Annotated in this window: 13 protein-coding genes; 4 read left to right on the forward strand and 9 right to left on the reverse strand. The window is 72.8% G+C overall.

Translation table 11 applies throughout. The annotated features are described in order from the left end of the window. Positions 1-36: 36 nt before the first annotated feature. Together ACIHFD_RS20345 and ACIHFD_RS20350 are read left to right on the forward strand one after the other, a co-directional pair. Positions 37-1,680 carry an NADH-ubiquinone oxidoreductase-F iron-sulfur binding region domain-containing protein gene (locus tag ACIHFD_RS20345; protein WP_364243883.1) on the forward strand — a complete coding sequence of 548 codons (1,644 nt, stop codon included), beginning with the start codon at positions 37-39 and terminating at the stop codon, positions 1,678-1,680. A gap of 88 nt (positions 1,681-1,768) precedes the next feature. Further along, on the forward strand, positions 1,769-3,205 hold the full coding sequence (locus ACIHFD_RS20350) for an FAD-binding oxidoreductase (protein ID WP_397368242.1): 1,437 nt from the start codon (positions 1,769-1,771) through the stop codon (positions 3,203-3,205). On the opposite strand, the gene ACIHFD_RS20355 is transcribed toward ACIHFD_RS20350, so the two are convergent. The 4 genes from ACIHFD_RS20355 to ACIHFD_RS20370 all read right to left on the reverse strand — a co-directional run bounded on the left by ACIHFD_RS20355 (position 3,202) and on the right by ACIHFD_RS20370 (position 7,404). Further along, a complete protein-coding gene (locus tag ACIHFD_RS20355) occupies positions 3,202-4,029 on the reverse strand; it encodes a L,D-transpeptidase family protein (protein WP_397368243.1) in 828 nt (275 codons plus the stop codon). The two genes, ACIHFD_RS20350 and ACIHFD_RS20355, sit on opposite strands and share 4 nt — an antisense overlap. 134 nt (positions 4,030-4,163) lie before the next feature. Then, positions 4,164-4,940: an ABC transporter permease gene (locus tag ACIHFD_RS20360; protein ID WP_355190838.1), complete on the reverse strand. Its 777-nt coding sequence runs from the start codon at positions 4,938-4,940 to the stop codon at positions 4,164-4,166. Then, positions 4,937-6,490 carry an ABC transporter permease subunit gene (locus tag ACIHFD_RS20365; protein ID WP_397368244.1) on the reverse strand — a complete coding sequence of 518 codons (1,554 nt, stop codon included), beginning with the start codon at positions 6,488-6,490 and terminating at the stop codon, positions 4,937-4,939. Before ACIHFD_RS20365 ends, ACIHFD_RS20360 begins: the two co-directional genes overlap by 4 nt. Beyond that, complete coding sequence (locus tag ACIHFD_RS20370) at positions 6,487-7,404, reverse strand: ATP-binding cassette domain-containing protein (protein WP_355190834.1); 918 nt, start codon at positions 7,402-7,404, stop codon at positions 6,487-6,489. The genes ACIHFD_RS20365 and ACIHFD_RS20370 overlap by 4 nt, the downstream gene beginning before the upstream one ends. 134 nt (positions 7,405-7,538) lie before the next feature. Between ACIHFD_RS20370 and ACIHFD_RS20375 the strand changes: the two genes are divergently transcribed. Both ACIHFD_RS20375 and ACIHFD_RS20380 read left to right on the forward strand, forming a co-directional pair. Then, positions 7,539-8,858 carry a sensor histidine kinase gene (locus ACIHFD_RS20375; RefSeq protein ID WP_397368245.1) on the forward strand — a complete coding sequence of 440 codons (1,320 nt, stop codon included), beginning with the start codon at positions 7,539-7,541 and terminating at the stop codon, positions 8,856-8,858. Beyond that, entirely contained in the window at positions 8,855-9,520 is a 666-nt protein-coding gene (locus tag ACIHFD_RS20380) for a response regulator (protein WP_397368246.1), read from the forward strand. Before ACIHFD_RS20375 ends, ACIHFD_RS20380 begins: the two co-directional genes overlap by 4 nt. Positions 9,521-9,523: 3 nt before the next feature. Here ACIHFD_RS20380 and rhaS read toward each other — a convergent pair whose 3' ends face one another. The 5 genes from rhaS to ACIHFD_RS20405 all read right to left on the reverse strand — a co-directional run bounded on the left by rhaS (position 9,524) and on the right by ACIHFD_RS20405 (position 15,275). Then, a complete protein-coding gene (rhaS, locus tag ACIHFD_RS20385; protein ID WP_397368247.1) occupies positions 9,524-10,609 on the reverse strand; it encodes a rhamnose ABC transporter substrate-binding protein in 1,086 nt (361 codons plus the stop codon). Beyond that, entirely contained in the window at positions 10,606-11,589 is a 984-nt protein-coding gene (locus ACIHFD_RS20390) for an ABC transporter permease (RefSeq protein ID WP_397368248.1), read from the reverse strand. Before ACIHFD_RS20390 ends, rhaS begins: the two co-directional genes overlap by 4 nt. Continuing rightward, a complete protein-coding gene (locus ACIHFD_RS20395; RefSeq protein ID WP_397368249.1) occupies positions 11,579-12,688 on the reverse strand; it encodes an ABC transporter permease in 1,110 nt (369 codons plus the stop codon). Before ACIHFD_RS20395 ends, ACIHFD_RS20390 begins: the two co-directional genes overlap by 11 nt. After that, complete coding sequence (locus ACIHFD_RS20400) at positions 12,685-14,181, reverse strand: sugar ABC transporter ATP-binding protein (RefSeq protein WP_355190824.1); 1,497 nt, start codon at positions 14,179-14,181, stop codon at positions 12,685-12,687. The genes ACIHFD_RS20395 and ACIHFD_RS20400 overlap by 4 nt, the downstream gene beginning before the upstream one ends. Positions 14,182-14,333: 152 nt before the next feature. Next, a complete protein-coding gene (locus ACIHFD_RS20405) occupies positions 14,334-15,275 on the reverse strand; it encodes an AraC family transcriptional regulator (RefSeq protein ID WP_397368250.1) in 942 nt (313 codons plus the stop codon). Positions 15,276-15,345 lie beyond the last annotated feature (70 nt).

A 15,345-nucleotide genomic window follows, 5' to 3' on the forward strand; every position in this document is an offset into this window, starting at 1 on the left:
GACCCGGTTGACCCCCGCAACCCGACAGGAGCGATCGTGATTCCGGCCCGAGTGCCGCGGGTCTTACGGATGGGTCCGGCCCGGCTGACCGCCGGGCTGGACCAGACCCGCCGACTGGACCTGCCCGCCCACCGCACCCTCCACGGTTCCCCCAAGCCGCGCGACCTGGATCAGCTCATCTCGATGGCCAACGAGGTGGACATGCGCGGCCGGGGCGGCGCGGCGTTCCCGTTCGCGCGCAAGCTGCGGGCCGTCGCCGACGCGGTGGGCTCGAGCGGCGAGTGCGTCGTCCTCATCAACGGCGCCGAGGGCGAGCCGGCCAGCTCCAAGGACGCCATGCTGCTCACCCGCAACCCCCACCTGGTCCTCGACGGCGCCGTGCTGGCCGCCGAGGCGCTGGGCGCCCGCGAGGTGGTTCTCGCCACGGCCGGCGGCGAGGTCGCCGAGGCGTCCGTCAATGCCGCCGTGGACGAGCGCCGGGCCGCGAACGTCGCCGGCGGCGCGGAGAGCCGCATCCCGATCCGGGTGGTCGGGATCAAGGAGCGGTTCATCTCCGGCGAGGGCGGCGCGCTCGTCAACGCCGTCAACGGCGAGATCGGCATCCCGCCCGGCCGCAAAAGGCGCGCCGCGATCAGCGGCGTGGACGGGCTGCCGACCCTGCTGTCCAACACGGAGACGTACGCGCAGCTGGCGCTGCTGGCCGAGCTCGGCCCGGAGAGGTACGCCGAGGTCGGCACGCCCAAGGAGCCCGGCACCATCCTGCTCACCGTCAGCGGCGGTGCGGCCAACGGCGCGGTCATCGAGGCGCCGACCGGCACGTACCTGGCGGACGTGCTCGCGCTCACCGAGGCCGAGATCGGCGACGGGGTGCTCATCGGGGGCTACCACGGCGCCTGGCTGTCGGCCGAGGTGGCGCAGACGGCCGTGATCTCGCGCGAGGGCATGAAGCTCGCCGGCGCGACCCTGGGGGCCGGGATCATCGTCCCGCTCGGCGAGTCGACGTGCTCGCTGGGCGAGGCCGCCCGAGTCACCTCCTACCTGGCGGGCGAGTCGGCCGGCCAGTGCGGCCCGTGCCGGCTGGGCCTGCCGGACCTGGCGTGGGCCATGAACGCGCTGGTCGAGGGCAGCGGCTCCGTGGACGCCGTACGGCGCTGCGTGCGCGGCGTCGAGCGGCGGGGGGCGTGCTTCCACCCGGACGGCACGGCCAAGTTCGTGCTGTCGGCGCTCGACGCGTTCGAGAGCGAGATCGCGCTCCACCTCGAGCACGGTTCGTGCGGCCGGCCGGTCCGCGGCGCGCTGCCGATGCCCGAGCCCGAGAAGGACTACGTGGAGTACCGGCTGGAGGTCGACTGGTCCCGCTGCGCGGGACACGGACTCTGTGCCCATCTGCTGCCGGAGTTCGTGGAACTGGACGACTACGGGTTCCCGTCGTTCAGGACCGTCCCGGGCTGGATGGCCAAGGAGGCGCGGCGCACGGTCGAGATGTGCCCCGCGCTGGCCCTGCGGATGGTCCAGACCACGGGAGACGGTCACGGTGGTCCTGCTCCGAAGCCGGCCGCCTCGCCGCTGCGGCTCGTCAAGGACGGAGCCCTCAAGAAGTCCGAGAAGAGCGGCCCGCCGCGGCTCACCCGGGTGGGGGGCGCCACTCCCAGGAGCGCGTTCGGAGGGAGCGCCGGCTGAACCCCGAAGTGATGGAGATGTGACCAAACCTGGCGGGTCATCCGGACGTCTCACCGAGCGGCTCAACACCGATCACACGGAGGCGTCCATGGACCGCCGGGACTTTCTGCATGTCGCCGCGCTCGCCCCGCTGGCCGCCACCGTGCGGTCTACTGGGCTGTCTGCTGAGCGGCCTACCGGCACGTCCGCGCCGCCGCCCAACTGGGCGAGGCTGCGGAGACAGCTGAAGGGCACGCTCGTGCTGCCGGGCGACGCCGGGTACGACACCGCGCGCCGCCTGTACAACCCCGCCTACGACCGGATCCGGCCGGGCGGGGTCGCTTACTGTGCGAGCGCGGCCGACGTGTCGGCGTGCCTGACGTTCGCGCGCACCGGCGGCGTGCCGGTCACCACCCGCTCGGGAGGTCACTCCTACGCCGGCTGGTCCACGGGCCCCGGGCTGGTGATCGACGTGTCCAGGATGAGCTCGGTCGCTTATGCGGGCGGCCGGGCCACGGTCGGCGCGGGCGCCAAGCTGATCGACGTCTACGACAAGCTCGCCCGCCACGGCGTGAGCATCCCCGCGGGCTCCTGTCCCACGGTCGGGGTCGGCGGTCTCACGCTGGGCGGGGGCATCGGCGTGGTGTCCCGGAAGTACGGGCTCACCTGCGACAACCTCCAGTCGGTACGCGTCGTCACGGCCGACGGCCGGACGCTGGACTGCGACGCCGCGCGCAACGCCGGCCTCTACTGGGCCTGCAGGGGCGGTGGCGGCGGGAACTTCGGCGTGGCGGTGTCCTTCACGTTCAGGACGTTCGCGGCGCGCGACGTCACGGTGTTCTTCCTGCACTGGCCGTGGGCCAAGGCGGGGGCCGCGGTCAAGGCGTGGCAGTCGTGGGGGCCTTCGGCGCCGGACGAGCTGTGGTCCTCGCTGCACCTGGGACGCTCGGGCGGCGGCCTGGACGTCGCGATCGTCGGCACGTACGTGGGCGGCAGGCCCGCGCTCGACCGGCTGCTGGCCCCGCTCGTCGGCAAGATCGGGCAGCCCTCCTCCCGCTCGGCCCGGACGGTCCCCTATCTGGACGGCATGAAGATCATGGGCGGCTGCGCGGCCATGTCGATCGCCGAGTGCCGGCGGATGCCGCGGGAGGCGTTCGCGGCCAAGTCGCACATGGCGTACCGGAAGCTGCCGGCGGACGGCGTGCGGGCGCTGGTGGACGGGGTGGCGCGTGGCGGGCGGCACTCGGTGCTGATGGACGCCATGGGCGGGGCCATCGGCCGGGTCGGTCCGGCGGACACGGCGTTCCCGCATCGGGCGGCGCTTTACAGCGTGCAGTATTACGCGGAGGGGACGGATCGGCGGTGGCTGCGCGGGCTACATTCCGACATGTCCCCATTTTTCGGGGATCATGCTTACGTTAATTACATCGACCCCGATTTGAGTAATTGGCGAAATGCGTACTACGGGCCCAATGCGGCCCGGCTGGCCGAGGTGAAATCCACGTACGACCCCGGCCGGCTGTTCCGGCTGCCCCAGGGCATCTAGATCTGTCCGCGTACGTACACCGGCTCCCCCTCCTTCACCATGTTGAACACGCGCACGGAGGTCGACAGCGGCATGCGTACGCAGCCGTGCGAGGCGGGCTTGAGCGGCACCTCCGTCGAGCCGTGCATGGCGATGCCGCCGACGAAGTAGAGCGAGTTGAACATCGAGCCCAGCAGGCCCGTCGTCCAGCCGGGCGCCTTCCTGGTCACCCGGAAGTCGCCCACCGGCGTGACCGCGTTGCCGCAGTGGCCCTTCTCGCAGTACTGCACCTCGGCGCCGGTGGAGACGTGGGTGACCAGCACCGGGCGGTTGTCGCGATAGATGGTGAGCAGCTGGTGGGTCAGGCTGATCTCGATCCGGTTCGCGCCGCCCTGCGGCACCAGCGGGCGCAGGCCCTTGCTCCGCCTGAGCGCCGCCCACGTCTTCGGCCCCACCTCGCCCCTCGGCACCATCCCTCTGCTCTTGTGCAACCCCCAGACCGCGTACCTCGTCTGCTCGTCATAGACGCCGTGCGCCTGGCCGAAGTAGAAGCCGCCGTCGTGCAGGCGCCGCTGGAGCTGCCTGACCATCTCGCCCCGGTCGCCCGGCCGCAGCACACCGATCTTCCCGGCGCGGGAGCCCTTGACGCCCTTGACCACCCGGACCTGCTTCACCGGCTCCGGCACCGTCTCCACCGCCGGGTCCGGCATCACGTCCGGCACCGCCTCCACCGCCGGGACGCCCGTGTCGGTCTGGACGCCCGGGTCCCCCTGCGGGAGCTCGTCCGCCAGAGCGGGCGCCGCGGCCAGCAGCGGCAGAAAACATCCCGCGGCCAGCGCCGCCATTCCCCTTATCCTCATAAATCGACGCGTACCCAGATCGCCGATAATTCATATCCAACGGGAGGTTTTGTCAAGCAAAGTCCGCGAGAATATCAATTCCGGTAAATACCGGCATTTCCGCTTTATTCGCTATCCGGTCACGCGTCGCGGTACCGGAGGAGCAGACCGCCCCCCACGAGGGAGGCGGCGGACCAGGCGGCGAGGACGCCGAGGCCCGCCCACGGTCCGATGGGGAGGGACGCGAGATCCACGGTCGTCTGGACGGCCAGCCCGGCGTTCGTCGGGGACAGCGTCCACAGCAGCCGCCGCACCTCGGGGTCCGCGACCATGAGGATCACGACCGGGAACACGTACAGGAGCCCGATCACGACCCCGGCGGCCGCGGCCGAGTCGCGTACGGCGGTGGCCAGGCCGAGGCTCAGCAGCGCGATCAGCACCAGGTAGAGGACCGAGCCCACGGCGGCGCGCAGGGTCGGCCCGTCGGCCAGGGACAGCGGCGGGTAGCCGTGCGCGGCCGTGAAGCCGCTGCCCGGCAGCAGGAGCCGCCCCGCCAGCACGGACCCGAGCACCGCGAGGGTCCCCGCGCCCAGCGTGAGCCCGCCGACCACCACCGCCTTGGCGGCCAGGGCGGTGGCCCGGCGCGGCATCGCGGTGAGGCTGGTGCGGATCATGCCGGTGCTGTACTCGCCGCAGACCGCCACCACGGCCAGCAGCGCCACCATCGCCTGGCCCAGCTGGACCCCGACGAGGCTGATCCTGGCCGCGTCCTGCCCGCACCCCGCCGTCGCGCAGGATACGACGGCCGCCGCGAGGGCGCTCAGGGCCACGGTCAGCACGACGGCCCCGGCCAGCAGCCACCCGGGCCCCGCCACCGTCCGCAGCTTGGTCCACTCGGCGTGTATCTCGCGTCTCATACGTCCCTCCGGCGCAACCGGTGGGCGGCCAGGGCCAGGGCGAGCGCGGCGTACGCGCACAGGACCGCGAACCCCGCCCAGGGCGGCAGCGGGAAGAAGCCCTCCGCCGGGGCGAACCGGGCGGTCATCTGCTCGTACGTGACCGTGCTCTGCTGGATCGCGAAGCCCGCCGCCGGAGTGAGCCGCAGCAGCCACCGCGCCACCTCGTCGGGCAGCAGGGACGCGGTCGCCAGCAGGTACGGGACGACGATCGCCACGATGGCCGCGATGACGGCCACCGCGCTGCGCCGGAACAGCGACCCGAGAGCGAGCGCGAAGACCGCCACCACGGCGAGCAGCGCGGCGGTCCCGGCGATCACCCGCAGCCCGGTGAGCGGCGCCAGGGGCGCGAGGACGTTGCCGTTGCCCGCCAGGAGAGCCCGTCCGACCGGCACCGTGACGGCGGCGGCGACCAGCCCGAAGACGAAGACGGCCACGGAGATCACGACGGCCTTGGCCGCCAGCGCCCGGCCGCGCCGCGGGGCGGCCAGCAGGGTGGTGCGGATGAGCCCGCGCCGGTGCTCCGCGGTGACGAACGACACCGCGACCACGATGACGACGACCAGCCCCGCCAGCACCCCGGTCAGGACGCGCTCGGCGGGCATGCCCTCCAGAGCCGGCGCGATGTCGCCGACTCCCGTGATCCTGAACGTGTCACCGGAGCGCACGAGCCCGCCCGGATGGTGCGGGGTGCCGTCGACCTCGAGCGTGACGCCGATGTCGTCGCGGGTCCACGAACCCCCGGAGGCCACGCCCCGCACGCTGACCTGGTCCATGTCGGCGGTGACCTCGGCGAAGCGGGAGGCCGTCGCGGCCCCGCCGATCACGTTGGAGGTCACGGTCAGGTCGCCGGGAGAGGCCGCGAACAGCCCGACGCGGACCCTCCCGGTCGCCATCCGGGCGGTGCCCACCCTGATCCACCGCGAGCCGTCGGCCGACTCCTCGCCGACGATCGTCTCGCCGGTACGGGTCAGCCGCAGCCACCGCGGAGCCCCGCCGGGCCGCCCCGCCACGTCCTCGGTGAAGTCGTGCTGCATCCGCACCCCGTGGCTCCCGGTGACCATCACCGCCGCGTACGCGGCTCCCTGGCGGACGCTCTGCTTGATCATGACCCCGGCCTTGGCCCACGGCGTGACGCCGGGGACGACGTTCCGGACACCGGGGGTCACGTCGGGCTTGCGGAGCTGCCCGGTCAGGTCGTTCACGCGTACGGTGATGCTGCCGTCGCCGTCGAGCTGCTGGTGGACGAAGTAGAACCGGTCCTCCACGGCCTCGCCGCCGGGCCCGGTCGGCGGCGCGGGACAGGGCACCTCGATCGGGCCTTTCATGCAGGAGGAGCGGCTGCCGGTCGCGAAGAGCACCCCGAGCAGGACGATGAGCAGCGTCGTCAGCGTCAGGCCCGCCATCCAGCCGCGTAGCGTGCGGAGCTTGGTCCACTCGGCCCGCAGCAGCTGCGCGAAGCCGTCGCGCCCGGCCCGCAGGCCCGAGCGGTAGGGGGTCACGGCGGTCATCGCGCCGCCCCCTTGAACTCGACCGCGTCCCTGGTGAGGTCCAGGTACGCCTCCTCCAGCGACGCCCGGTGGGCCGCCACCTCGGAGAACGGCACCGCCCGCGAGGCGAGCAGCCGCACGATGTGCTCGGACGCCAGCCCGGAGACGACCAGCGTGTCGCGATCGGTGACGGTCACGGTGCCCCCGGCAGCGGCCAGCACCGACATCGCCTCCGGACGCGCCTGCGTACGCAGCGTGACCCGGTCCCGTGAGGCGGTCGCGATCAGGTCGGCCACGCTGGTGTCCGCGACGACCCGGCCCCTGCCCACCACCACGAGATGGCCGGCGGTGTCCTGGAGCTCGCTCATCAGGTGACTGGACACCAGCACGGCACGCCCCTCCGCGGCCAGCGACCGCAGGAAGCCCCGGATCCACACGATGCCCTCGGGGTCGAGGCCGTTGAACGGCTCGTCCAGCATGAGCACCGGCGGGTCGCCGAGCAGCGCGGCGGCGATGCCGAGCCGCTGGCGCATGCCCAGCGAGTAGCCGCCCGCCCGGCGCCGGGCCGCCGGCGTCAGCCCGACCTGCTCGATCACCTCGTCCACCCGCCTGGCGCCCAGCCCCTGGGAGTGGGCCAGCCACAGGAGGTGGTTGCGCGCGGTGCGGCCCGGTTGCAGCGCGGCCGCGTCCAGCAGCGCGCCGACGTGGCTCAGCGGGCTGCGCAGGCTCGCGTACGGGCGCCCGCCGACCAGGGCGTGGCCCTCGTCGGCCGCGTCCAGGCCGAGCACCACCCGCATGGTGGTGGACTTGCCCGCGCCGTTCGGCCCGACGAACCCGGTGACCTGGCCGGGCAGCACGGTGAACGTCATCCCGTCCAGCGCCCGGGTCTGGCCGAACCGCTTGCGCAGGCCGCTGACTTCGATGGTTGCTTCCACGGCAGGCAGACTAGGCAGCGGGCCCGGCCCGGGTCGTCACGCGGCGGAGCGATCTGCGGCGTCACTGGCGCCAGCTACGCCGCGTCCCTCTTACGAGGGATGCCACAATTGCCCGCGCCCGGGACAATGACCTGGTGGAACGAGTGCAGGACCGGAGGTGGAGCCGTATCGTCGCGGTGCCGCTCGCGTGGGCGCGCCGGATCGGGGCGGCCGTGCCGTACGGTCCCGCCGCGGCCCGGCACCTGCCGGTCGTGCTCGGGGTGGCACTGGCGGTGCTCGCGGTGGCCGAGTCGGTCGTGCAGTCCGGGAGCGCGCCCGCGCTCTCGGAGACCGTGAGCGCGCCGGTGGGCGGTCAGCCCGTGAGCCCCGACGCGCTGCCGCCGGCCGGTGACGACACGGCCCCGCTGCTCCTCATGGTGTTCCCTCTGCTCGCGCTGGCCACCACGCTGCCGCTCCCCCTCCTGTGGGCCCAGCCGTCCGTGGCGGCGCTCCTGGCGACCGGGGCGGGCGCGCTGTCGGTCCTGGCCTTCCACACGCTGACCGTGGCGGGCGCGGCGGCGCAGCTGATCGCCGGCTACCGGGCCGGCCGCCACGGTGCGCCGGCGGCGGCCGTGCTCCTCGCGGTGCCGTACCCGGTGCTGGCGGTGGCGATCGGGCCGGGCGAGCCCGTGCGGGCGCTCACGCTGCTGCTCGCCTGCCTGGCCCCGGCGCTGGCGCTGGCCGGGATCGCCGTACGGGCCCGCCGCAGGGCCCGGGCCGACACCGCCGCCCGGCAGGTCATGGCCGACAGCTTGATCGAGCACACCGCCCGAGGCGAGCGCGCCCGCATCGCCCGCGAGCTGCACGACGTGGTCGCCCACCACATCTCCATGGTCGCCGTCCAGGCCGAGACCGCCCGGCTGGCCGTCCCCGGCATGCCGGAGGCGGGCGCGGAGCGGCTGCTGGCCATCGGCGACACCGCGCGGGCGGCGCTGACCGAGATGCGGCGGCTGCTCGGCGTGCTGCGCGAGGACGCCGAGGCCGATTCGGCCCGGCATCCCCAGCCCGGGCTGCGCCTCCACGAGCTCAACGAGCTGCTCGACGAGTCGCGCGAGGCGTCAGGCACGACCACCCGGCTCGTCCTACGGGGCTCGCCGGTGGAGCTCGATCCCGGCGTCGAGCTGGCCGCGTACCGGATCATCCAGGAGGCGCTCACCAACGCGCGCCGCCACGCGCCCGGGGCCGCCGTGGACGTGGAGCTCGACTACACCGGCCCCGGCCTGCGCCTGCTCGTCCGCGACAACGGCCCGGGGCCGGTGGACACGGAAAAGGGCGGACCCAATGGTGGGCACGGCCTGTCCGGGATGCGCGAGCGGGCCGCGGCCGTCGGCGGCGAGCTCCGCACGGGCCCCGCCCAGGGCGGCGGGTTCCTCGTGGAGGCCCGCCTGCCCGGACGGGACGAGGAGGGCGGATGAGCGGGCCCGCCAGGCTCAGGATCGTGATCGCCGATGACCACCTGGTGGTGCGGACGGGGTTCGCCGAGTTGCTCGACACCCAGCCGGACTTCGAGGTCGCGGGCACCGCCGCCGACGGGGCCGAGGCGGTGCGGGTCTGCCGCGAGCTGTCCCCCGACGTGGTGCTCATGGACGTGCGCATGCCGGTCATGGACGGCATCGAGGCCACCAGGCGCCTCAGCGGCGGGCCGAGGGTGCTCATCCTGACCACGTTCGACCTGGACGAGTACGTCTACGACGCCCTGCGCGCCGGAGCCAGCGGCTTCCTGCTCAAGGACGTCACCGCCGAGCGCCTCTTCGACGCCGTACGCGTGATCGCCGCCGGCGAGGCGCTGCTGGCCCCGGCCGTCACCCGCCGCCTCATCAGCGAGTTCGCCCGCATGGGCGGCCCGAGACCGGCGGCGGAGACGCCGTCCGCGCTGACCCCGCGCGAGACGCAGGTCCTGCGCCTGGTCGCCGAGGGCCTGTCCAACCCCGAGATCGCGGCCAGGCTGGTGGTCACCGAGGAGACGGTCAAGACCCACGTGAGCCGGGTGCTGAACAAGCTCGGCCTGCGCGACAGGACCCAGGCCGTCGTCATGGCGTACGAGACGGGCCTGGTCGTGCCGCGCGGCCGGACGTGAGCGTCAGAAGTCGAACTTGTCGATGTTGTCCTTGTTGAACACGGTCGGCTTGCCCAGCAGCACCTCGCCCTTGGCCCCGATCGTGTACTCGCCGAGCTTGCCGGCCTTGAACTTCTCCCCTTCGGCCCCGGTGATCTGCCCGGACGCCAGCGCCGCCGCCGCGTACGAGGCCAGGTAGCCGAGGTCGGCCGGGTTCCACAGCTCGAACGCCTCGATGGTGCCGTCCTTGACGAACTTCCTGAGCTGGTTGGGGGTGCCGAGCCCGGTCAGCTTGACCTTACCCTTGGACGGCGAGTCCGACAGGTAGCGGGCCGCCGCGGCGATGCCCACGGTCGTGGGCGAGATGATGCCCGCCAGGTCCGGGTACGAGCGCAGCAGCCCCTGCGTCTCGGTGAACGACTTCTGGTCGTCGTCGTTGCCGTAGGCGACCTTGACCAGCTCCATGTCCTTGTACTCGGGCTTCTTGAGCTCGTCCTTCATGAAGTCGATCCAGGTGTTCTGGTTCGTCGCGTTGGGGGTGGCGGAGAGCACGGCGATCTTGCCCTTGTGCCCGATCTGCTCGGCCAGCAACTGCACCTCGGTCCGGCCCAGATCCTCGGGGCTGGCCTGGTTGACGAACACGTCGCGGCCCTCGGGGGCGGTGTCGGAGTCGTAGCTGACGACCTTCACCCCGGCGGCCCTCGCCTGCTTGAGCGCGGGCACGACGGCGTTGGGGTCGTTCGCGGAGATGACGATGGCGTCCTGCTTCTGCTGCATCAGCGTGTTGATGTAGGAGACCTGCGAGGACGCGCTGGCGTCGGACGGCCCGACCTCCTTGCCCTCGCCGCCGAACTCCTTGGCGGCCGCGATCCCGCCGCCGTCGGCGATCGTGAAGTACGGGTTGTTGACCTGCTTGGGCAGGAACGCGATCTTCAGTCCCTGCTTGATCGGGGCATTGGGATCCACGGCCGGGGCCGAGGACGCGGCGGCCGTGGCGGAGGCGGAGGACTGTTGTGCCACGTCGCTCTTGGTGGTGCCGCCGCAGGCGGCCGTCAGCAGGACGAGTCCGGCGAGGAGCGCCGTCGGCCGCCAAGGGGTGCGCGTTGTCATGAAACGGACTTCCCTTCCACTTGTGGTGAGGTGCGCCGCCGCCATACCGCCCCCAGGTTCGGCGCCAGCACGGATGAGACGAGCAGCAGGCCCGTCACGAAGTTCAGGACCTCGTTGGCCACGTCGGCGAGGATGAGCGCGTTGCGCACGACGCCGAGCAGCAGCACCGCCATGAGGACTCCGGGCAGCGTGCCGCGCCCGCCGAAGATCGACACGCCGCCGAGCAGCACGGCGGCCACCACGGCCAGTTCGAGCCCGACGCCGTTGTCCGCCCTGGCGCTGGCGTAGCGGAACGTGTAGACGAGGGAGGCCAGCGACGCCATCACCCCGGAGGCCACGAACAGCCAGAACTTGATCCGCTTGACCCGGACGCCCGCGAAGTAGGCGGCCTCCACGTTCGAGCCGAGCGCGACGATGGAGCGGCCCAGCCCGGTCGCGTGCAGCAGCGTGGCCGCCACCACCGCCAGCACCGCGACCAGCACGGACGCCAGCGGGATCGGGCCGACGGACGCGGTGGCCAGGCTCGTGTACGCGGGCGGCAGGTCGGCCACCGCCTGGTCGCCCAGCATGACGTACGCCAGGCCGCGGAACAGCGCGAACGTCCCGATGGTGACCGCCAGCGAGGGCAGGCCGAGGCGGGTGACGAGCAGTCCGTTGAACGCGCCGCACAGGGCGCCCACCAGCAGGCAGATGGGCATGATCGCCTCGATCGGCAGCCCCGCGTTCCACAACTGGCCGAGCACCGCGCACGACAGGCCCAGCGTGGAGGCCACCGACAGGTCGATCTCGGCCGCCACGATGACCAGTGTCATGGTCAGGGCCATGAGGGCGATCTCAGTGGTGTCGAGGAGCAGGAAGGAGACGTTGGACCCGTTCGCGAACCCGTCCACGCCGAGCGAGGCCCAGACGGTCACGCCGACGAGCAGCACGAGGATGAGCCCCTCCCAGCGGCGCGCCATCCGAGCGAGATCAGCTGCCATCGGCGGTCCTCCCGGGAGCGGGATCGGCACGGTAAGCGGGATCGGCGGGATCCACGGGATCCGCGGGGTCGTGGAATCTGCGGCGGCGCAGGGCCGCGGCGACGCGGAGCGCGAGCACGCGGTCGAGGACGATGGCGGCCAGCAGCAGGGCGCCGTTGATGGCGGTCTGGGCGAGCGCGTCCACCCGGAGCACGGCCAGCGCGCTGGTGATGCCGGTCAGCAGGAGTGCCCCGAGCGCCGCCCCGTACACCGTGCCGCTGCCGCCGAAGATGGCCACCCCGCCCACCACGACGGCGGCGATCACGTCGAGCTCCTTGCCGGTCGCCACGGTGGCGTCCACGGTGCCGAAGCGGGCCGCCCACATGACCCCGGCCAGCCCCGCCAGCGCCCCGTTGGCCACGAACGCCGCGACGATCCTGCGCCGCACCCGGATCCCGGCCAGCACGGCCGCCTCGGGGTTGGAGCCGATGGCGTACAGCTCGCGGCCGGCGCGCAGGTTGCCCAGCATCCACCCGACCGCCAGCAGCACGACCAGGGCGACCAGCGCGAGCAGTGGCACGCCGAGCACCGAGCGCGTCCCCAGGGACAGGAAGCCGTCGGGCATGTCGGCCGCGTTCACCTGGCGTCCGCCGGCCCAGGCGAAGTCGATGCCGCGGAAGGCGTACAGGGTGCCGAGGGTGGCCACCAGCGCGGGCACCTTGGCCGCCCCGACGAGCAGCCCGTTGACCACCCCGCACAGGGCGCCGAGCACCACGCAGCCCGCGATCACGACCGGGATCGGCACTGCCGGGTGGTCGGCCAGGATCAGCGCGCCCCCGAACGCCGACAGCCCCACCACGGAGCTGACGGACAGGTCCACGTTCCTGGTGATGACCACGAGCGTCTGGCCGACGGCGAGCATGGCGACGATGGCGGAGTTCAGCAGGATGTCGCGCAGGCTGGCATAGGTGAGGAAGGACGGGTTGACGGCGCCGGTGACGCCGAAGAGGAGGCCCAGCGCGACCACGATGCCCAGCTCGCGCACCCGCGCGACGCGGTCCACGAGCCGCCGCCCGCCGTTGCGCCGCACGGCCTCGGTCCTGGTGGCGGTGGCGGTCACGCGCGGCTCCTTCCGGTGGCGGCGGCCATCACGCTCTCCTCGGTGGCGTCCGCGCGCGGGATCTCCGCGGCCAGCCGCCCCTCGTGCATGACCAGCACCCTGTCGGCCATCCCCAGCACCTCGGGCAGCTCGGACGAGATCATCAGCACCGCCACGCCGCTCCCGGCCAGCTCCGACAGCAGCCGGTGCACCTCCGCCTTGGTGGCCACGTCGATCCCGCGGGTCGGCTCGTCCACGATGAGCACCGACGGCCGGCGCGCCAGCCACTTGGCCAGCACGACCTTCTGCTGGTTGCCGCCGGACAGCACGTTCACGGCGTCCGTCAGCCGCGCGAACTTCAGCCGCAGCCGCACCGCCCAGTCCCTGGCCCGCTCCCGCTCGGCCGCCCGGGAGACCAACGGCCCCCGGCGCACGTCGGCCAGGCCGGCGAGCCCGATGTTGCGCTCGATGGACAGGTCCATGACGAGCCCCTGCTGCCGCCGGTCCTCGGGCACGAGGGCCAGCCCCGCCGCCATGGCCGCCGTGGGGCTGGCGGGCCGCAGCCGCCTGCCGTCCACCTCGACGCTCCCCGCGTCCCACCGGTCGATGCCGAACACGGCCCTGGCCACCTCGCTGCGCCCGGCCCCGACGAGCCCTGCCAGCGCGACGATCTCGCCCCGCCGCACCTCGAAGGAGACGTCGGTGAAGACGCCCTCGCGGGTGAGCCGGCGCACCTTGAGCGCGACCTCGCCGGCCTCCGTCTCCTGCTTGGGGAACAGGGCCTCCAGCTCCCTGCCGACCATGCGGCGTACCAGGTCGTCGGGGGTGATGTCGGCGACCAGGTCCTCGGCCACGTACGCGCCGTCACGCAGGGTGGTGACCCGCCGGCACAGCTCGAAGATCTCCTCCAGCCGGTGCGAGATGAACAGCAGCGCGCAGCCCTGCGCGCGCAGCGTCCGGGCCACGCCGAACAGCCGCGCCACCTCCGTGCCGGACAGGGCGGCGGTGGGCTCGTCCATGACGAGCACCCGCGCCTGCCGCGACAGCGCCTTGGCGATCTCCACGAGCTGCTGGTCGGCGATCGACAGGCCGCGGGCCGGCTGGTCGGGGTCGAGGGGCACGCCGAGCCGCTCGAACAGCTCGGCGGCCCCGGCGCGCATGGCCCGCCGGTCGATGCCGAGGCGGCCGCGGGGCTGGCGGCCCATGAAGATGTTCTCCATGACCGACAGGTCGGGAAAGAGGGTCGGCTCCTGGTAGATGACGGCGACCCCGGCCCGCTGCGCGTCCGCGGGCCCGCCGAACTCCACCGGCTCGCCGTCCAGCAGGATCCGGCCCGAGTCCGGCCGGTGCACGCCGGACAGGATTTTCACGATCGTCGACTTGCCCGCGCCGTTCTCCCCCGCGAGCGCGTGCACCTCGCCGGGGAAGAGCTCAAGAGAGACCTCGCGTACGGCGCGCACCGCACCGAACGCCTTGCTGACCTGCGAAAGGGATAGAACGGGAGTCTCATTCATTGCCGCACTCCCGGCAAAATCGTTTTAAGCGGTGGGAGGACGGTAAATCAGCGAGTGGCGAAGCGTCAATGCCTGGCTATTACAAGATTTCCAAGCACCCGAAGTCGTTCGGAAATTGTTACGTTTTAACCTATTTGCACAGGGGCAAGAAGTCAGGCCGGGCAGATCTCGCGGCGATATCTGCCGGGCGCCACGCCGTACTCCCGTTTGAAGGCGTTGGCGAAGGCGAACTCCGAGGTGTAGCCGACCTTGGCGGCGATCTGGCCCAGCGGGGCGTCCGACGCGCGCATGAGGTGGGCCGCCGTGGCCAGGCGCCACCAGGTGAGGTACGCCAGCGGCGGCCGGCCGATCAGCTCGCCGAAGCGGCGCGAGAAGGCCGACCTCGACAGCCCCGCCCGCGCGCCCAGCTCCTGGACCGTCCACGGGTGGGCGGGATCCCGATGGACGGCGTCCAGCGCGGCGCTGATGCCGGGATCCGCCAGCGCCTGCGCCCACCCGCCGACCGAGCACTGGCCGTGCTCCCCCTCGAACCAGGCCCGCAGGATGTAGAGCAGCAGCAGGTCCAGGAGGGACGACACCACCGTGTCCGCGCCCAGCCGCGGGCGCTGGATCTCGGCGCCCAGGGCCTCGACGGCGGCGCGCAGCTCGGTGTGGAGGCCGACGCCGGCCGGGAGGTGGATCAGGTCGGGCAGATCGCGCAGGATCGGGTGGGCTCGGCCCGGATCGAGGCGGTAGCCGCCGCACAGCAGCACCGTCGCAGCGGGCCCGTCGACGAGCTCATCGACGGTGGCGGAGGCGAACAGGCCGGGACCGTCGTCCAGCGGGTCGCAGTCGGGCTCGGCGAGCGGGGTGGACGGCGAGTCCGCCATGGCGTAGCCGTGGCCGTGGGGGAAGAAGACCACGTCGCCCACCGACAGCGCGATCGGATCGCCGTCCGGCCGGATCAACCAGCCCGACCCCCGCAGGACGACCTGGAACCCGGCGGAGCCGGGAACCGTCGGGAACCGCTGGCCCCAGGGGGCACGCCATTCGACGCGCGCCGATCGGGGGCTGCCGGTGCGCATGAGGGCGATCACATCGCTGAGCACGTCCACGGAGGAAGCTTACGGGAGGACGATCGCGTATGAAATCCGGCCCGATGACGCATTGGTTGTCTCGCGGACG

This window comes from Nonomuraea sp. NPDC051941 (assembly GCF_044593615.1).